This window comes from Myxococcus sp. CA040A (assembly GCF_013336725.1).
GTDB classification, from domain to species: domain Bacteria; phylum Myxococcota; class Myxococcia; order Myxococcales; family Myxococcaceae; genus Myxococcus; species Myxococcus llanfairpwllgwyngyllgogerychwyrndrobwllllantysiliogogogochensis.
In genome coordinates this window covers 946139-961646 of sequence record NZ_JABUMR010000005.1, presented here as the reverse complement: position 1 = coordinate 961646, position 15508 = coordinate 946139, and the positions used below count along the sequence as shown (strand labels likewise).

Here is a 15508-nt window from a genome sequence, read left to right as displayed (position 1 = left end):
ATCCGGAACGGACTGTCATCCTCTGAAGTCACATTAAGCGCGATTACTGTGTTTCTGTCAAATCCCAGTTTTACTGAAAGTCAAGAGTTCGTGCCGCAGACAATGACCCAGGAGGGGTGTAGATGACACAGGTGCTTTTCCGAGCAGGCTGGGCCGGCGACGGAGTGTCCGGGGCAGGACAGACCCTGAAAATGCCACGAGGGCGCCCCCTTGGAAGGGCACCCTCGTGTGGATTCCTCAGAACGAGGAAGTCGAGACTACTTGGTCTCGGCGGCGGTCTCGGCCTTGGGGGCCGCCTTCTTGGCCTTCTTGCCAGCCTTCGGCTTGGCCTCGGCGGCGGCGGGCTTGGCCTCCTCGGCCTTCACCTCGGCGGCGGGCGCGGGCTGCGCCTCGGCGGGAGCCGCGGCGGCCGGCTTGGCCTCGGCGGCGGGGGCGGCGGCGGGAGCCGGGGTGTTGGCAAACGCGGTGGCGGCGGCGAGCAGGGCGGCGGCGAACACGGTCTTCATGGAAAGCTCCGTTGAGGGGGGACGACGCGAGATTGCGCCGTATCAGCGGGCAGGCGCTTGAGCAGCACGCGTGCCAGCGGCCTCTTCCGAGTGAGGCGCGGCGCTCGCGGGCCGGACGCTGGGGAGAAACTCCTCAGTTGAAGCTCCAACATTGGGGGCTTGCTCCCCAGACAGGCACTTGTCGCTTTGACGACACCGGGGCACTTGAGCAAGCTTCGCGGCCATCCTCGGCGAGAGGGTATGGGCCCGTGGCACCGCGTCGTCGCGAATCTCTCGCGACCGCGGCGCGGGAGAGACGGTGTATGCGGTTCCTGTGGTTCGCGACGGCTGTGGCGTGGCTGGCGACGGGGTGCGCGCGAATCACGCCTGAGCGCCTGGAGGCGCAGGTCCAGGAGACCTTGCGCTGGCAGCGCGAGTACCAGGTGGAGCGGGAGCGCACCGAAGCGGTGGCGATGCGACTGGCGGCGCTGGAGGCGACCATCGAGCGGCTGACGCAGGAGCGCGCCGAGGTGGAGCAGGGCCGGCTGGCGCTGATGGAGGAGCTGGTGCGCACGGAGGCGGACCGGCACGCGCTGGAGGAGCACAACACGCAGTTGCTCGCGCGCGAGCGGGAGCTGAACGAGCTGCGGGAGATGCACGAACAGCTCTCCGATGTCTTCTATGAGTCCGCGCTGGAGCGGGCACGGCGGCGGCTGCCGTCGGCCCGGCAGCCGGACGCCCCTGAAGCAGGCGACGGGACGGCGGTGCCTTGACGGAGGGCTGGGTCCTCGGGCCCGTGCCGCCGTGGTAGAGGTCGGACCCTGGTGAGCTCCCGGACGTCCATTCGCGGTTATCGCGCAGGCTTCTTCTTCGTGGTGGCCCTGCTGTCCGCCGTCACGGCCTTCACGCTGTGGACGGAGGTCCGCACGGGCACGCAGGTGGACGCGCTGGTGCAGGAGGCGCTCGAGCGCGCCAGCCTCATTGGCCGCATCCGCGTGGACGCGCTGTCGCTGGAGTCCGCCATCGAGGCGCACATCCGCGCCACGGACGACGCCGAGCGCAAGGCCGCGGACGCGGTGATGGAGGAGATTCTCACCGACATCCGCTTCGCCTCGGAGGCGTACACGCGCAACCTGCCGCCGGGCGACAAGGCGGTGTGGGAGCGCTTCAACGCGGCCTGCCAGGGGTTGGCGGACCAGGTGCGCGCGGCGGCGGTGTTCTCCCAGCGGCGCGAGGCGGACCGGGCGCGCCGGCATCTGGCCGAGCGCATCCGTCCGGTGGCCGCGCAATTGGACGCGCTGGGCGGCTCGCTGTCGGAGGAGAACGCGAACGAGGCGCGCCGGTTGGTGGGGCGCCTGGCGGACCTGCGCGTGCGCAACACGGCGCTGGGCGCGGGCACCACGCTCCTGGCGATGCTGCTGTCCATGCTGGTGGGGTGGCACATCACCACGCTGCTCAAGCGCCAGGACGCGACGATTCAGGGGCAGCTCACGGAGCTGGGGCGGCACAACGAGGAGCTGGATTCCTTCACGCGTCGCGTGGCGCATGACCTCATCAGTCCGCTGGCGCCGCTCAAGGGCTACCTGACGCTCATCCGTCGCACGGGCGCGGTGAAGGACGCGGGCGCGTTGGAGATGCTGGCGCAGTGCGAGTCGAGCGCGGTGCGCATGGGTGAGCTGATTGAAGCGCTGCTGCGCTTCTGTCGCGCGGGCACGCGCGGTGAGCGCACCGTGGGCGAGCTGGACACGGCGGTGACGACGGTGCTGCTGGAGGTAGCGCAGACGGCGGCGGCGCAGGGCGTGGCGCTGGAGCGGACGCTGCAAGCGGGGGTGGCGGTGGATTGTCCGGGGCAGTTGCTGCAAGTCACGGCGCGCAATCTCCTGACGAACGCGGTGAAGTACACGGCGGGCCGGCCGGAGCCTCGGGTGACGGTGAGTGTGTCCACCGAGGGGACGGACGCGGTGTTGGAGGTGGTGGACAACGGCATCGGCATGGGGCCCGTGGCGATGGCCTCGCTGTTCCAGCCGTTCTTCCGCGCGCCGGAAGTCCGCTCGTTGCCAGGGCATGGGTTGGGCATGGCCACCACGAAGCGCGTGGTGGAGGCGCACGGTGGGACGTTGACGGTGCGTTCGGAAGAGGGGAAGGGCACGCGCGTGGTGGTGCGCTTCGCGCGCGTGACGCGGCCGCCGGTGGGGAGCACCGTCGAGTCCGTGGAGTCGTCCACTGCTTCCGCGAATCGCAAGGTGGCCTCATGAGTACATCCCGCATCCTCGTCGTGGACGATGACCCTCAGGCGAGGGACTTGCTCCAGCGGTTGCTGGGGCCCCTGGGCGCGGTGTCGCAGGCGGCGCACCCGAAGGCGGCGCAGGAGAAGCTGGCGGAGGGCTCGTTCGACCTGGTGTTGACGGACATGGCCATGCCCGAGCCGGGCGATGGCCTCAAGGTGTTGCAGGAGGTGAAGGCGCACCTTCCGGACACGCCGGTGATTGTGGTGACGGCGTTCGGCAACATCGAGGGCGCGCTGGACAGCATCCAGCTGGGGGCCTTCGACTACCTGGCCAAGCCCTTCGACGTGGACGCGATTCTGCGCGTGGCGCGCCGGGCGCTGGAGCAGAAGCGGTTGGTGGAGGAGAACCGCTCGCTGCGCCAGCACGTGGACCGCAGCGCGCTGGTGGGGCGCAGCCCGGCGCTGCTGGAGGTGTACAAGCAGGTGGCCCGCGCGGCGGCGAGCAACGTGCCGGTGCTGATTACGGGCGAGACGGGCACGGGCAAGGAGATGGTGGCGCGGGCGCTGCACAATCGCTCGCCCCGCTCCAACGGTCCGTTCATCCCCGTGGACTGCGGCGCCATCACCGAATCGCTGATGGAGAGCGAGCTGTTTGGCCATGCGAAGGGCAGCTTCACCGGCGCGTCGGGCGCGCGGCGGGGGGTGTTCGAGGAGGCGAATGGCGGGACGCTGTTCCTCGACGAGATTGGCGACGTGGGGATGAAGGTGCAGTCGCAGCTCCTGCGCGTGTTGCAGGAGGGCGAAATCCGGCGCGTGGGTGAGAGCGTGCCGGTGAAGGTGGACGCGCGCGTCGTCGCGGCGACGAACCGGGACTTGAAGGAGCGGGTGGCGGAGGGAGTGTTCCGCGAGGACCTGCTGTACCGGCTGGACGTGGTGCACCTGCACCTGCCGCCTTTGCGCGAGCGGCGCGAGGACATCCCGGCGCTGGTGGTGCACTTCGCGTCGCGACATGCGCGGGGCGGGGTGAGCCCGGTGGTGACGTCGGAGGCGATGTCGCGGCTGACGGCCTACGACTGGCCGGGCAACGTGCGGCAGTTGGAGAACGTGGTGGCGCGGGCCCTGGCGCTCAACGTGACGGGCGTGCTGGGGCCACAGGACTTCCCGGAGCCGATTGGCGATGCGCCCAAGCGACTGACGGGGCTGGCGGGGGACATGCCGAGCCTCGCGGAGCTGTCGCGGCGGTATGCGGCGCACGTGCTCCAGGCGGTGGGTGGCAACAAGAGCGAGGCGGCGCGGCTGCTCGATGTGGACCGCAAGACGCTCTACAAGCTGCTGGAGGCGTCGGGCGCGGAGGCGGAGTCGTAGGGTAGAGAGGCGTCGCCGCCGTCTGGCTGAGTCGGCGGTGCTTTGCCTCCGAGGGAATCGGAGCGGTGCCGCGCATGGCTCGGGGGCAGCGTTCGTGAGAGGCGAAGCGGAATGCGCGGCTTCGACACTGCCTGAGGGAGTCGGAGCGGTGCCGCGCATGGCTCGGGGGCAGCGTTCGTGAGAGGCGAAGCGGGATGCGCGGCTTCGACACTGCCTGAGGGAGTCGGAGCGGTGCCTTGCGTGCCGTGGCGACCGCCTGGTTCGTCACCGTTCAGACGAGGACCCTTCGGTGCGTGTCATTCCGCTGCGCCTGAGAATGAACGTCGTGGGCGCATGACTTCACGTCGGTGGAGTGCGCCAACGCTGCGATGCGCCTTGTGCTGGGTGGGGCCGGTTTCGCAGACTCCGCGCCGTGAACGCGCGCTCCCTGTCGACGCTGGCTCTTCTCCTTGCTTCCACGCAGACGGCTTGTGTCTCGCAGCAGAAAGGTCGTGAGGACTCACCTTCGGACGAGCCGGGACCCCCGGCTCGACTGTGGCGGCGCAGCGCCGTGGAGCGCGACTTCGAGCGCTTCACGCGCGAGGGCACCGCGCTCACCGGGGATGGAGCGTTGGTGCTGGACGCGTCGGCGCGGACGGACAGCGTGCCCGTTCCCACGGGACGTAACGAGGACGGTGGCACGCGCTATCACGAGGCAACCTACCGGCTGGGGAGCGCCGTCTCCGAGGTCCAGCTCGTGCCGGGCGGCTTCACCAGCGTGGTGCCGTCCTTCGATGCGCAGACGCCTCCTGGCACATGGGTGAAGGTGACGCTCGCCGCGCGCATCGAGGGCGCCTGGACGAAGGACTACGAGCTGGGCGTGTGGGCCTTCGACAAGGTGCCCGTGGCCCGGCACAGCGTGGACGGGCAGGGGGACGCGGACGGTCAGGTGTACACGGACACGCTCAACCTCAAGCGTCGCGCGGATGCGCTGCGGATGACGGTGTGGCTGTTCTCGTCGCAGCCGGAGGCCACGCCTCGGGTTCGCGCGCTGACGGCGGCGGTGAGCGACAAGCAAGGTGTCGTCGCGGATGCGTCGTCGGACCGGGCGGCCTGGGGCACGGTGCTGGAGGTGCCCGGCCACTCGCAGATGCTGTACCCCGAGGGTGGCCCCGTGTGGTGTTCGCCCACGTCCACCACGATGTTGCTCGGGTACTGGGGGCGGAAGCTGGGGCGGCCCGAGCTGACCACGACGGTGCCGTCGTCCGCCGACCGGACCTTTGACTGGGTCTACAAGGGGACGGGCAACTGGGCCTTCAACACGGCGTATGCCTCCGCCATCGGTGACGGGGCGCTGCACGGCGCGGTGTTGCGCCTGGATGGCTTCGCGCAGGTGGAGCGGCTCATCTCCGCGGGCATTCCGGTCAGCATCAGCATCGCCTACGAGGAGGGGGAGCTCACCGGCTCGCCCGTGCGCAGCTCGGATGGGCATCTCATTGTCCTGAAGGGCTTCACTCCCGAAGGCGATGTCGTGTGCAATGACCCCGCGTTCAAGACCGACGAGACGGTGTCTGTGACGTACAAGCGCGACGAACTCTGGCGCGCGTGGCAGCACTCGCGGGGCGCGGCCTACGTGCTCTGGCCTTCCGGCACGGCGTTCCCCGCGGAGGTCATCGGACTGCTGCGCTGAACCGGTGACCCCGTTCCGGGCAACGCCACGGTCCGGGGCACCGAGAGTTCATCGCGTCGGGCGCGCGCTCATCGCGCCGGGCGCGCGCGCATCGCGCCGGGCGCGCGCTCATCGCGCCGGGCTCGCGTTCATCGCGCCGGGCTCGCGCTCATCGCGCCTCGTGTCACGCGGAGGGCGCGGGCTCGAAGTAGTGGCGCTCGGCGAGGTCGGCGAGCAGCCCCGGATGCGTCGGCTGCCAGCCCAGGAGGTCGCGCGTGTGCGCGCTGGACGTGGGGTTGTCGAGCTGGGCGAAGGCGGCGAGGAAGCCGAGGTAGTTGCTCGCCTCTTCAGGGGAGACGCTCCTGGCCGGTAATCCGAGGCCACGGCCGATGGCCTCGGCGATGTCGCGAAAAGAGATGCCTTCCTCGGCGACCCCGTGGATGCGAGAGCCCGCGGGCGCGACCTCCAACGCCAGTCGGTAGAGTCGCGCCGCGTCGAGCGTGTGCAGCGCCGGCCAGCGGTTGGCGCCGTCCCCGACGTAGGCGGCGAAGCCGTTCTTTCGCGCCATGGCGATGAGCGACGGGACGAAGCCCTGATGGTCGAGCGAGCTGTGCACCGTCGGCGCGAGGCGGATGACGGAGGACCGGACGCCGCGCTTTCCGAGCGCGACCACCGCATTCTCCGCGTCGATGCGGGGGCCGCCCGCGAGCGCATCATGTTCTGTGCCAGGGCGACCGAGCACGGCATGGGCCAGCGCGAGCGTCCCCGCCGTGCCCACGAACGGCTTGCCAGAGCCCTCGAGCACCGCGCTCATCGCTTCGATGGCGCGGAGGTCGGCCATCACCGCACCCGCGTAGTCGCCGGTGAAGGCCACGTCATGCTTGAACGCGAGGTGGATGACGCCATCCGCGGTGGCAGCGGCCTCCCGCAGACCTTCGAGGTCATCGAGGTTGCCTCGCCGCACCTCCGCGCCAGCGGACCTCAGCGCGGCGACCGAGGAGTCGGAGCGGGCGAGCCCGACGACCTGGTGTCCGGCCGAGAGCAACTCGCGGACGACCACGGAGCCGATGTGCCCCGATGCACCCGTGACAAAGACGCGCATGTGAACCTCCGATGTCAGAAACTGACATGACTTCTAACACCTGATGTCAGTCGCTGCAATCAGGTAGGGTGGCGCCATGGGTCGTTGGGAACCGAACGCGCTCGAACGCCTGCAAGACGCCGCGATGCAGTTGTTCCAGGAGCGGGGGTACGACCGCACGACGGTGGAGGAGATCGCCGCGCGTGCGGGGCTCACCGAGCGGACATTTTTTCGCTACTTCGCCGACAAGCGAGAGGTCCTGTTCTCGCGCTCGAAGGAACTCGAGGCGCTCATCGTCAACGCCATCGCGGATGCTCCGAAAGAGATGGCTCCCATCGATGTTGTCGCCGCCGCGCTCGAGGCCCTCTCGCCGGGATTCGAGGAGCGCCGTGCGCACGCATCCAAGCGACAACCGCTCATCTTGGCGCACGCGGAGCTGCGGGAGCGCGAGCTGATCAAACTCGCGTCACTCGCCTCGGCGATGGCGGAGAGCCTCCGGGGACGTGGCGTCGAGAAGACGGTGGCCAACCTGGTCGCCGAAGCGGGCATCGCCATCTTCAAGAGCGCGTTCGAGCGTTGGGTCGAGGACACGAAGAAGCACGAGCTCGCGCATCATGTGCGCGTGGCACTCGCGGAGCTGCGGCTCATCACCGCCGGAGCGAGCGTGGCTCCTTCCTCGCCACTCCCGACCAGGAAGGCACCGCGACGCAGCCGCTCCACCTCCCGGTAGGCTCGAGGAGCGCGGGGCCGAGTGACGCGGGATATGTCTCACGTGAGACATGTCTCGGGGTATCCGGGGCCATAGGGGATTCCTCTCGTGCGGGAGACGGGCAGGGCCCCTCCATTCCGTTGCATGTGACATCCACCGTCAGGACCGCACGGATTACGCACCCGCGCGGAGTCGCGCGCAGGCGGCCCCACCTCGGACGACGTTGAGCAAGCGGGCGAGCCCTCGTACCGTGTCGTCCACATGCGACGTTGGCTTCAGCTCGCCCTTCTCCTGCCTGGAATCGCCTGCACGCCTTCGTCGAAGACGGAGGATTCCCCCTCTCCCGCTGAAGGTGTAGCGCCGAGCCCGTCCCTCCCCACGACAGGCAATCCCTCCGCGCCCACGGAGTTCGTCCAAGAGGGAGGAGGGAAGCACGCAGTCCCGTCGTCTCTCCCCACGGAAGCGCCGACCGTGGCGGGAACCCCGGTGTCGCCTCCTACGGATGCGACCGTCCAGGGGAGTCCAGTGGCGCCCTCGACCGTGGCGGGAGGCGCTGGCGCGCCGACCTCGGGCGGGAGTGTCCAAGACAGTCCAGCGGCGCCGTCGGCTCAGCCTCCGACGGTCGCGGGAAGCTCGGTGTCTCCGATCTTGGGCGGGAGTGTTCAAGCGACTCCGGAGGCATCCTCGGCTCAGCCTCCGTCGGTCGCGGGAAGCTCGATGTCTCCGACGTCGAGCGCGACCATCCAAGGGAGTGCTGTGTCTCCCCTGACGGAGGTTCCGACCGTCGCTGGAAGCACGGTGTCGCCTCCCACGGGAGCGACTGTCCCAAGCAGTCCAGCGGCTCCGACGGCAGAGGCTCGGCCCGGTGTGGTGTCGCCCCCCACGGTGGCGAACGGTGCTCAGGTCGCGGGCGCGACGGTTCCCGCGGGAGATGCCGCCGTGCCCGCTCATAGCCCCGTGCCGAACGGGCTCACCTCCGCTGAGACAGTCGGCTCGGAAGACGGTGGCACGCCACGGTCCGGAGTGGCGGGAAGCCAGGCTCCCGTGGCCTCCACTCCGGGAGACCTGCTCGCCGCCTGGAATCGGACCGCGCCCGTGCTCGACACGGATGGGGGCCCCTCGCGTCCGGCTTCTGCCGCGCGTCCAGGCTCGGACTCCCGCGACTCGGAGGACGACTCCTCCGCGCACGACGAGCCCTCGCTCGCCATCGACCCCGCGCTCAGCGCGATGCCCAAGCCCGAGCGCCACGAGGACGCCCCCGTCGTGGACCCCGAGGAGTCACCGCCTCCACCCGCCGAGCAGCTCGTCGTCATCCCCGACAAGCGGAACCCGGGCGTGGAGCTGGTGCTCGGCCCGGATGGTGAGCCGCTGGAAGACACCAGCCTCGTGCTCGACGACCCGTCCCTGGAGCCCGACGAAGACACCTCCGGCACCCCCACTGCCAGCGGCGCGGACGCGGGCACCGAACCCGTCGCGATTCCCTATCAGCCCGACGCGGGCTCGCTGCGCGTGCGCCGCTCCATCGCGGTCCGCTCCGCTCCTCGTCAGGACGCGCCTCCCCTGGGCACCGTGGCCCAGGACATGCGCGTGCTCTGGAAGGGCGAGACGGCCATGCGTGGCCCCGAGTGCGAGACCTGGGTGGAAATCCAGCCCCGTGGCTGGGTCTGCGAGCGCTACCTGGAGCGCAACTTCCGCGAGCCTCGCGTCAGGGATTTGCCCCGCCTGCGCGAAGGCGAGCTGACACCCGGCACCTATGCCCGCGTCGTGGGCAAGCGCGTGCGCGCGTACCCGAGCCTCGCCCTGGCCCGTTCGCGCAGAAGGGGTGTGCTGCTGAAAGGCTCGGTGACGGTGCAGCTGCGCGGACAGGTGCGCGTGGGTCGACGCACCTTCTGGCGCACGACGGATGGCCAGTACCTGGAGGCCCGCGTCCTGCGCGAGTACCGGCCCTCCGCCTTCGTCGGCGTGGACGCGGACCAGCTGTCGGAGCTGTCCTCGCCCTTCGCCTGGGCCCAGTCGCGCGTGAAGCCCACGGCGCCCATCGAGGTGAAGGTGGCCCCTGACGCGAAGGCCGCTCGGGAGACGGTGCTGCCCCCTCGGACCCTGGTGGCCGTGCGCGAGCTGTCTCCCGATGGCAACTGGGTGCTCATCGCGGAGGACCACTGGGTGGCGCGCGAGGACCTCCACGTCGCCTGGTTCACCCACGCACCCCCCGGTGTGGAGCCCGGCGCGCGCTGGCTCGACGTGGACCTGGATGCCCAGGTGCTCGTCGCGTACGAGGGCGAGCGCCCCGTCTACGCCACGCTCATCTCCTCCGGGAAGCCCGGCACGGACACACCCGAGGGCCTCTACCGCGTGTGGATCAAATTCGCGGAGGCCGACATGACGGGCAACGGCACCGCGGGCAATGACACCTACCGCGTGGCCACCGTGCCGTGGACCATGTTCTTCGAGGAGGACTACGCGCTGCACACCGCCTACTGGCATGACCGCTTCGGCGAGCCGATGAGCCACGGCTGCGTCAACCTCGCGCCCAGGGACGCTCGGGCCCTCTACGGCTGGGCCGCGCCGGAGGTCCCCACCGGCTGGTCCATGGTGCACGCCACGCCCGAGTCGCCCGGCTCCTGGGTGCGCATCCGGGGGCAGGCGCGCATCCCCCTCAAGGAGCGCAAGGTGCGCGTCGTCGCCAGCACGCGCGGCCTGCGCTGACGCTCAGCCCACCACCGACACGGTGACGCGTCGGCGGTGGGGCGAGGCGCGGTGCTCCCAGACGTAGACGCCCTGCCACGTCCCCAGGCTCGCCGCGGCGTCCTTCACCGGAATGCTCAGCGAGTTCTGCGTGAGCACCGTGCGCACGTGCGCGGGCATGTCGTCGGCCCCCTCCGCGTCGTGCACGAAGAGAGGGTCCCCGTCCTTCACCAGCCGCGCGAAGAAGGACTCCAAATCCCGGCGCACGTCGGGGTCCGCGTTCTCACACAGAATCAGGGACGCGCTCGTGTGGTGGAGGAACACGGTGCACAGGCCCTGCTTCGCGCCGCTGTCCGCCACCGCTTGCTGCACGTCCCGGGTGATGTCCGTGAAGCCGCGCCCCTGCGTGGGCACCGTGAACTCCTTCGCGTGGTACATGCCTCAGTCCCCCAGCCGCGCCTTCAGGAACGCGGCCAGCCGCTCCAGTTCCTCGACGTCCAGCGTGTGCGGTCCATCGAAAGGGAAGAAGTCCACGGACAGCCCCGACTGCACCAGCGCGTCGCGCAGCCGCTCGCCCGTCGCGAAGGGCAGTACGTCATCGTGACGGCCGTGGCCCTGGAACACCGGCAGCCCTTGCCGGGCCTGGGCCTTCTGCTTCCACTCCGCCTCCGCGATGAGTGTGCCCGACAGGATGAACAGCCCGGCCGGCCGTTCCTCCAGCCGCAGGGCCACGTCCGTCGTCACCATGCCGCCCTGGCTGAAGCCGCCCAGGACGATGCGTCCATAGGGCAGCTTCGACGTGGTCGACAACGCGTCCACCACGGACATGAGGGCTCGACGGGCGGCGGGAAGCCCCTCGGGCACTTCCTTCGAGTAGGCCTCCCAATCCCGCATCTGTCCGCGCATGAAGGCCTCGGGCAGGTGGAACCAGGCGCGCCCCTGGGGCATGCCCCACTGGGCCATCGTCAGGGGGCCTGCGGGAACGACGAAGCGCACGCGCTCCGCCAGCACCGGCTCCATGGCCATCAGCTCCGGCACCAGCGACACCAGGTCCGTCCCCGCGGCGCCGAGGCCATGGCAGAGAATCACCGCCAGGTCCGGCACGGTGCCCTCGGCGAGCCCGTCCACCACCTGGCAGTCCAGCTCGCCCAGGCGCGTGGACACGAGTCGGAGGTTGCGTCGGTCCATCACTGCGCGCCGGCCGCGTCCGCGAGGGTAATCTTCTGGATGATGACGGGGTCCACCGGGCGGTCTCCCGGGCCCGTGGCGACCTTGGAGATCTTCTCCACGACGTCATAACCCTTCACCACCTCGCCGAAGATGGTGTGCTTGTTGTTGAGGTAGCTCGGCGTGGACGTGGTGATGAAGAACTGGCTGCCGTTGGTGCCCGGTCCCGCGTTGGCCATGGCCAGCAGGCCCGGCTTGTCGAACGTGCGGCCGCTCTGGAACTCGTCCGCGAAGCGGTAGCCCGGGTCACCCCGGCCGGAACCCGTGGGGTCTCCACCCTGAATCATGAAGCCCGGAATCACGCGGTGGAAGACGACGCCGTCGTACAGCGGCTTGCCCGTCACGCGCTCACCGTTGCGAGGGTCCGTCCACGTCTTCTCCCCCGTGGCGAGCCCCACGAAGTTGGACACCGTGTTCGGCGCGTCCTTGGAGAACAGCCGCACGACGATGGGGCCCTGGTTCGTCTCCAACGTGGCCTGGATGTCCTGGCCGCCGTACGCCTTCTTCATCCACTCGCCCGGGCCTTCCGCGGCGGGCGCGGGGGCCTTGGGGGTGGCCGAGGCGGGGGTAGAACCACCCGTGGATTCCTTCTTCTCGGAGTCCTTGCAGGCGGCGACGGTGAGGCACAGGAGGAGGGCGCTGAGGATTCGGATGTTCATGGGGCGCGCAGATTACCCGACCTCCGCCGGATTACAGGGGGTTACGTCGTCCCGCGCGGGCAGGGCGTTGTCTGGGAGGCAAAATCGCCCGCCAGCGACCCGGGTCGACGCAACATCTGGAAACAGGGCACGATGATCCCCACAGAACACCCTGAATTGCGTCTGGAGTCCTGAGTTGGCGCCCATCGAGCCTCGTCCCACCGCCCCGAGTTCCGCTCCCACCGCTCGGCCCGCACAGCCGTCGGCCGCGCCGCCTCCGGCGCCCCGGGCTGATGTCCTGGCGCCGCCCGCCGCGAGGTCGGACCGCTGGGAGCAGCTTGGCAACGAGGTGGCCCGGGGCACCAACGGGGTGAGGCAGTTCTCCGACGCGGTGGGTGCCACCCAGGTGCGTCGCACGCAGGGCCCCATCCGCTTCGGACCGCTCGAGACGGGCCTCACCGGCACCACCGTGGAAGGCGTGAACACCCGAAGCACCCGCTGGGCCGGCGGCGTGTCCACGGCGGCCAGCGTGGCGCAGCTCCCGGGCGCGGCCTACCTGTCGTTCCGCGACGTGCGCGATGCCTTCCGCAACCCGTCCGGCGAGTCCGCCAACAGGGCGCTCGGCTCCGTGTCGGGCCTCGCGTCCACCGGCCTCAACGTGGCCAAGGGGGGCCTGGACCTCGCGGGCAACGTGAGCAACTTCCGCGCGGCGGCCAACGCGGCGCGCACCGCCTTCACGCAGGCCGCGCCGGAGGCCACGGGCGCGGTGGCGAACCGCGTGGCGACCTCCGCCGCGTCCGAGGCCGCGCAGGGCTCGTCCCGCCAGGTCACGCGTCACGCCGCCGCTCGCGCCGCGGGCGAGGGACTGGAGGACGCGGGCCGTCTGGGCGCCAACGCCGCTCGCACCGCGCTGCAGGGGGGCGGCACGGCCGTGGCCAGGGCCGCGGGCCGCTTCGCGCCGGGCCTCAACGTCGCCATCGCCGCCGCGGACACCGCCGCCGCCGCGAGCACGCTCGCGGACCCGAACGCCGCGGCGGGCAAGAAGGTCACCGCCGGCGTCACCGCGCTGGGCTCCATCGCCGCGGCCACCAACATCCCGGTGGTCAGCCAGGCGGGCGCCGTCGTCTCGACGGTGTCCAGCTTCGTGGGCGCGTTCTTCTAGGCACCGCGCGCCTCCTCCGCTCTGTGTTATCCGGAGCTTCCGGAGCGGAGGAAGCATGACGTCCCAGAACGACCCGAAGGGTGGCGGTGCGCGCTCGCTGGCCGAGCTGCACGCGCTCGGAATCATGAAGCGCATGCCCGCGTCGCTGTCGCTGGGCAGCACCGAGCCTGTCTCCCTCCCCACCGTGCAGGCGCCGTCCCTGGAAGGGCTGACGGTGGCCGTGGTCGCACCCGGCCCCATCGACGAGCAGTCCCTGGTGGAGCGCTTCGATTCGCTGCGCCGCCAGCATGCCGACCGCCGTGAGCGACTGGCGGGCGAGGCGGTGGGGCCCGACGACGAGGTGCTGCTGGACGTGCTCGGCTTCGCCGACGGTCGGCTCATCCCCTACTCCGCGCGGGAGAACTGGCGCGCGGAGGTCGCGCCAGACGCGCTGCTGCCCGGCTTCTTCGAGGCGCTGGTGGGCGCGAAGGTGGGCCAGTCCTTCGGCATCGAGCTGAAGCTGCCGGATACCTACGTGGTGGAGTCGCTGCGCGGCGTGACGGCGCGCTTCCTGCTCGACGTGAAGGCGGCCTCCGAGTTGAAGCTGTTGGAGGATGACTCGCCGGAGCTGCTCAAGCGCCTGGGGCTGGGCACCCTCACCGACGTGATGGCCCACCTCGGTGACACGCTCGCCCGCGAGCGCACCGAGGAGATGGACCGGCTCACCCAGGAGCGCGTGCTGGACGAAGTGGTGTCGCGCACGAAGGTGACGCTGACGCCCGCGCTGGTGGACGAGGAGATTCGCCGCCGCTGGGCGGAGACCGAACGGCCCCTGCTGATTCGCAAGGACTTCCAGCCGAACGAGCTTCAGGAGGCGCTGGAGGGCTGGCTCAGGGAGCCCCTCACCCGCGCGGACACGGAGCGTCGGCTGACGTTGGCGCTGGCGCTGCGGGCCATCGCCGCGCGCGACCACGTGAAGCTCGCGAAGGGCGCCGTGGACGCGCTGGTGGCCGACCTGGCCGGGCTGTCCGGCGTCTCCCGCCAGGACCTCATCCGCGCGATGAAGGAAGACACCCTGCTGGCCAAGCGGGTGGAGGACCTGGCGCTGCACTTCGCCACCATCGACAGCGTGATGCGGCGCGTGTCGCTGACGCCGCCGACCTGACGTCGCGGCGGCGGGCTCAAGGCGTCTGGAGCGCCAGCGCCACCATCACCTCGGTGACGTCGCCGGGGTGGTAGCGGCCCAGTCCCGGGAAGGCGCGCAGCGCGGCCTCCGCGTGGTCCATGTCGTCCAGTCGCACCACGCGCGCGCCGGGCACCTCCGCGTCCAGCGCGGTCACCATGCCGTCGGACGCGTAGCGGTAGCGCTCGTCCAGGTAGCGCTGGAGCGGATAGAGCGACGACAGGCGGGACAGCCGCGAGGTGGCCAGCGACACGGTAGGGATGTCCGCCGGGTAGGGGTGCTGGCGGATGAACGCCATGCGCTGGGGATAGGACAGCTCCTCCACCGAGCGGGACACCCCGTGGAACAGCAGCGGGAAGGCGAAGTCGATGAGCCTGCGCATGTCCGGCGTCGAGGCCAGGTCATGGGCGATGGACGAGCCGCCATAGGGCGCCTGGAGCGTCACCACCGCGCGCACCACCCGGCGCAGCTCCGGGTACAGGGCGAGCACGGCGGTGCACTCGACGCCGCCCTTGCTGTGGCCCACCAGCACCACCGAGCGGCCGAAGTGCTCCGCGTCCAGCAGCGCTTCGCGCAGCACCGCGACGTTGTCGAGCAGCAACCCCTCCGTGTCCACCGACGCCTCGAGCACGTCCAGGCCCCGGCGCTCCAGCCGCTGCACGTTGTCCAGCAGGTAGCCGGGCAGCTCGTCCCCCAGCATCCCGCGCACCAGCACGTACTGATGGCGCCGCGCCTCGTCCGGGAGCACGGGCTCGCCCTCGCGCACGGCTCGCAGCAGGTCGTGGAAGCGGCGGGTCAGGTCCACCGTGGGTGGAGTCATCCCCGCGGGCACGCGCTTGAGCCAGCCGGCCATTCCGCCGCAGCCAGGGCCCCACCAGCGTGGCGCCGCGGGCAGTCCTCGGAGCCCCCGCGTCAGCCGGGCGATGGCACCCGGCTCGCGAGGCGGCGAGGGCGTGGAAATGGGGGGAGGGGGCGCGGGGACTTCGGGGGAGGACCGCTGCGTCATTTCACGCGGAAGCGTACCGGCAAGGGGTGGCGCGGCGCCAACATCCGGGGCCCTGGCGCGAGCGGCTTTCGTGCGTCGCCTCTCGTGCTAAGTAGTCCAGCAGAGGCGGGAGG

The 15508-nt window shown here is 70.6% G+C and carries 14 protein-coding genes; 8 read left to right on the top strand and 6 right to left on the bottom strand.

The annotated features are described in order from the left end of the window. Nucleotides 1-257 precede the first annotated feature (257 nt). Nucleotides 258-506, bottom strand: a complete 249-nt coding sequence (locus tag HUA75_RS25765) for a hypothetical protein (protein ID WP_174487855.1) — start codon at nt 504-506, stop codon at nt 258-260. Between the two features lie 302 nt (nt 507-808). On the opposite strand from HUA75_RS25765, the gene HUA75_RS25760 reads away from it, so the two are divergent. The 4 genes from HUA75_RS25760 (at nt 809) to HUA75_RS25745 (ending at nt 5746) form a co-directional block, all read left to right on the top strand. After that, a complete protein-coding gene (locus tag HUA75_RS25760) occupies nt 809-1258 on the top strand; it encodes a hypothetical protein (RefSeq protein ID WP_141647435.1) in 450 nt (149 codons plus the stop codon). Between the two features lie 48 nt (nt 1259-1306). Beyond that, complete coding sequence (locus tag HUA75_RS25755; RefSeq protein ID WP_141647434.1) at nt 1307-2740, top strand: ATP-binding protein; 1434 nt, start codon at nt 1307-1309, stop codon at nt 2738-2740. Continuing rightward, nucleotides 2737-4077, top strand: a complete 1341-nt coding sequence (locus tag HUA75_RS25750; protein WP_141647433.1) for a sigma-54 dependent transcriptional regulator — start codon at nt 2737-2739, stop codon at nt 4075-4077. The genes HUA75_RS25755 and HUA75_RS25750 overlap by 4 nt, the downstream gene beginning before the upstream one ends. A gap of 550 nt (nt 4078-4627) precedes the next feature. Next, the gene (locus tag HUA75_RS25745; RefSeq protein WP_371746188.1) at nt 4628-5746 is read left to right on the top strand and encodes a C39 family peptidase; all 1119 of its coding nucleotides are present in this window, start codon (nt 4628-4630) and stop codon (nt 5744-5746) included. A gap of 163 nt (nt 5747-5909) precedes the next feature. On the opposite strand, the gene HUA75_RS25740 is transcribed toward HUA75_RS25745, so the two are convergent. Beyond that, entirely contained in the window at nt 5910-6827 is a 918-nt protein-coding gene (locus HUA75_RS25740; RefSeq protein ID WP_174487853.1) for an SDR family oxidoreductase, read from the bottom strand. A gap of 76 nt (nt 6828-6903) precedes the next feature. Here HUA75_RS25740 and HUA75_RS25735 point away from each other — a divergent pair, with 76 nt between their 5' ends. Together HUA75_RS25735 and HUA75_RS25730 are read left to right on the top strand one after the other, a co-directional pair. Beyond that, nucleotides 6904-7536: a TetR family transcriptional regulator gene (locus HUA75_RS25735; RefSeq protein WP_174487852.1), complete on the top strand. Its 633-nt coding sequence runs from the start codon at nt 6904-6906 to the stop codon at nt 7534-7536. 918 nt (nt 7537-8454) lie between these two features. Beyond that, nucleotides 8455-10221 carry a L,D-transpeptidase family protein gene (locus HUA75_RS25730; RefSeq protein ID WP_371746187.1) on the top strand — a complete coding sequence of 589 codons (1767 nt, stop codon included), beginning with the start codon at nt 8455-8457 and terminating at the stop codon, nt 10219-10221. A 3-nt stretch (nt 10222-10224) separates the two neighbouring features. On the opposite strand, the gene HUA75_RS25725 is transcribed toward HUA75_RS25730, so the two are convergent. From HUA75_RS25725 to HUA75_RS25715, 3 genes are read right to left on the bottom strand one after another with little or no spacing between them, the layout of a single operon-like run. Beyond that, nucleotides 10225-10638, bottom strand: coding sequence for a secondary thiamine-phosphate synthase enzyme YjbQ (locus HUA75_RS25725; RefSeq protein ID WP_174487851.1), 414 nt, complete (start codon nt 10636-10638; stop codon nt 10225-10227). A 3-nt stretch (nt 10639-10641) separates the two neighbouring features. Further along, entirely contained in the window at nt 10642-11388 is a 747-nt protein-coding gene (locus HUA75_RS25720) for an alpha/beta hydrolase (protein ID WP_174468127.1), read from the bottom strand. After that, a complete protein-coding gene (locus tag HUA75_RS25715) occupies nt 11388-12086 on the bottom strand; it encodes a peptidylprolyl isomerase (RefSeq protein ID WP_141647427.1) in 699 nt (232 codons plus the stop codon). Before HUA75_RS25715 ends, HUA75_RS25720 begins: the two co-directional genes overlap by 1 nt. A 175-nt stretch (nt 12087-12261) precedes the next feature. Between HUA75_RS25715 and HUA75_RS25710 the strand changes: the two genes are divergently transcribed. Next, nucleotides 12262-13227: a hypothetical protein gene (locus HUA75_RS25710; protein ID WP_174487850.1), complete on the top strand. Its 966-nt coding sequence runs from the start codon at nt 12262-12264 to the stop codon at nt 13225-13227. Between the two features lie 55 nt (nt 13228-13282). Further along, complete coding sequence (locus HUA75_RS25705; RefSeq protein ID WP_174487849.1) at nt 13283-14371, top strand: peptidylprolyl isomerase; 1089 nt, start codon at nt 13283-13285, stop codon at nt 14369-14371. Nucleotides 14372-14387: 16 nt separating this feature from the next. Here the strand turns inward: HUA75_RS25705 and HUA75_RS25700 are convergent, their stop codons facing one another. Beyond that, a complete protein-coding gene (locus tag HUA75_RS25700) occupies nt 14388-15242 on the bottom strand; it encodes a lipase (RefSeq protein ID WP_254625019.1) in 855 nt (284 codons plus the stop codon). Nucleotides 15243-15508 lie beyond the last annotated feature (266 nt).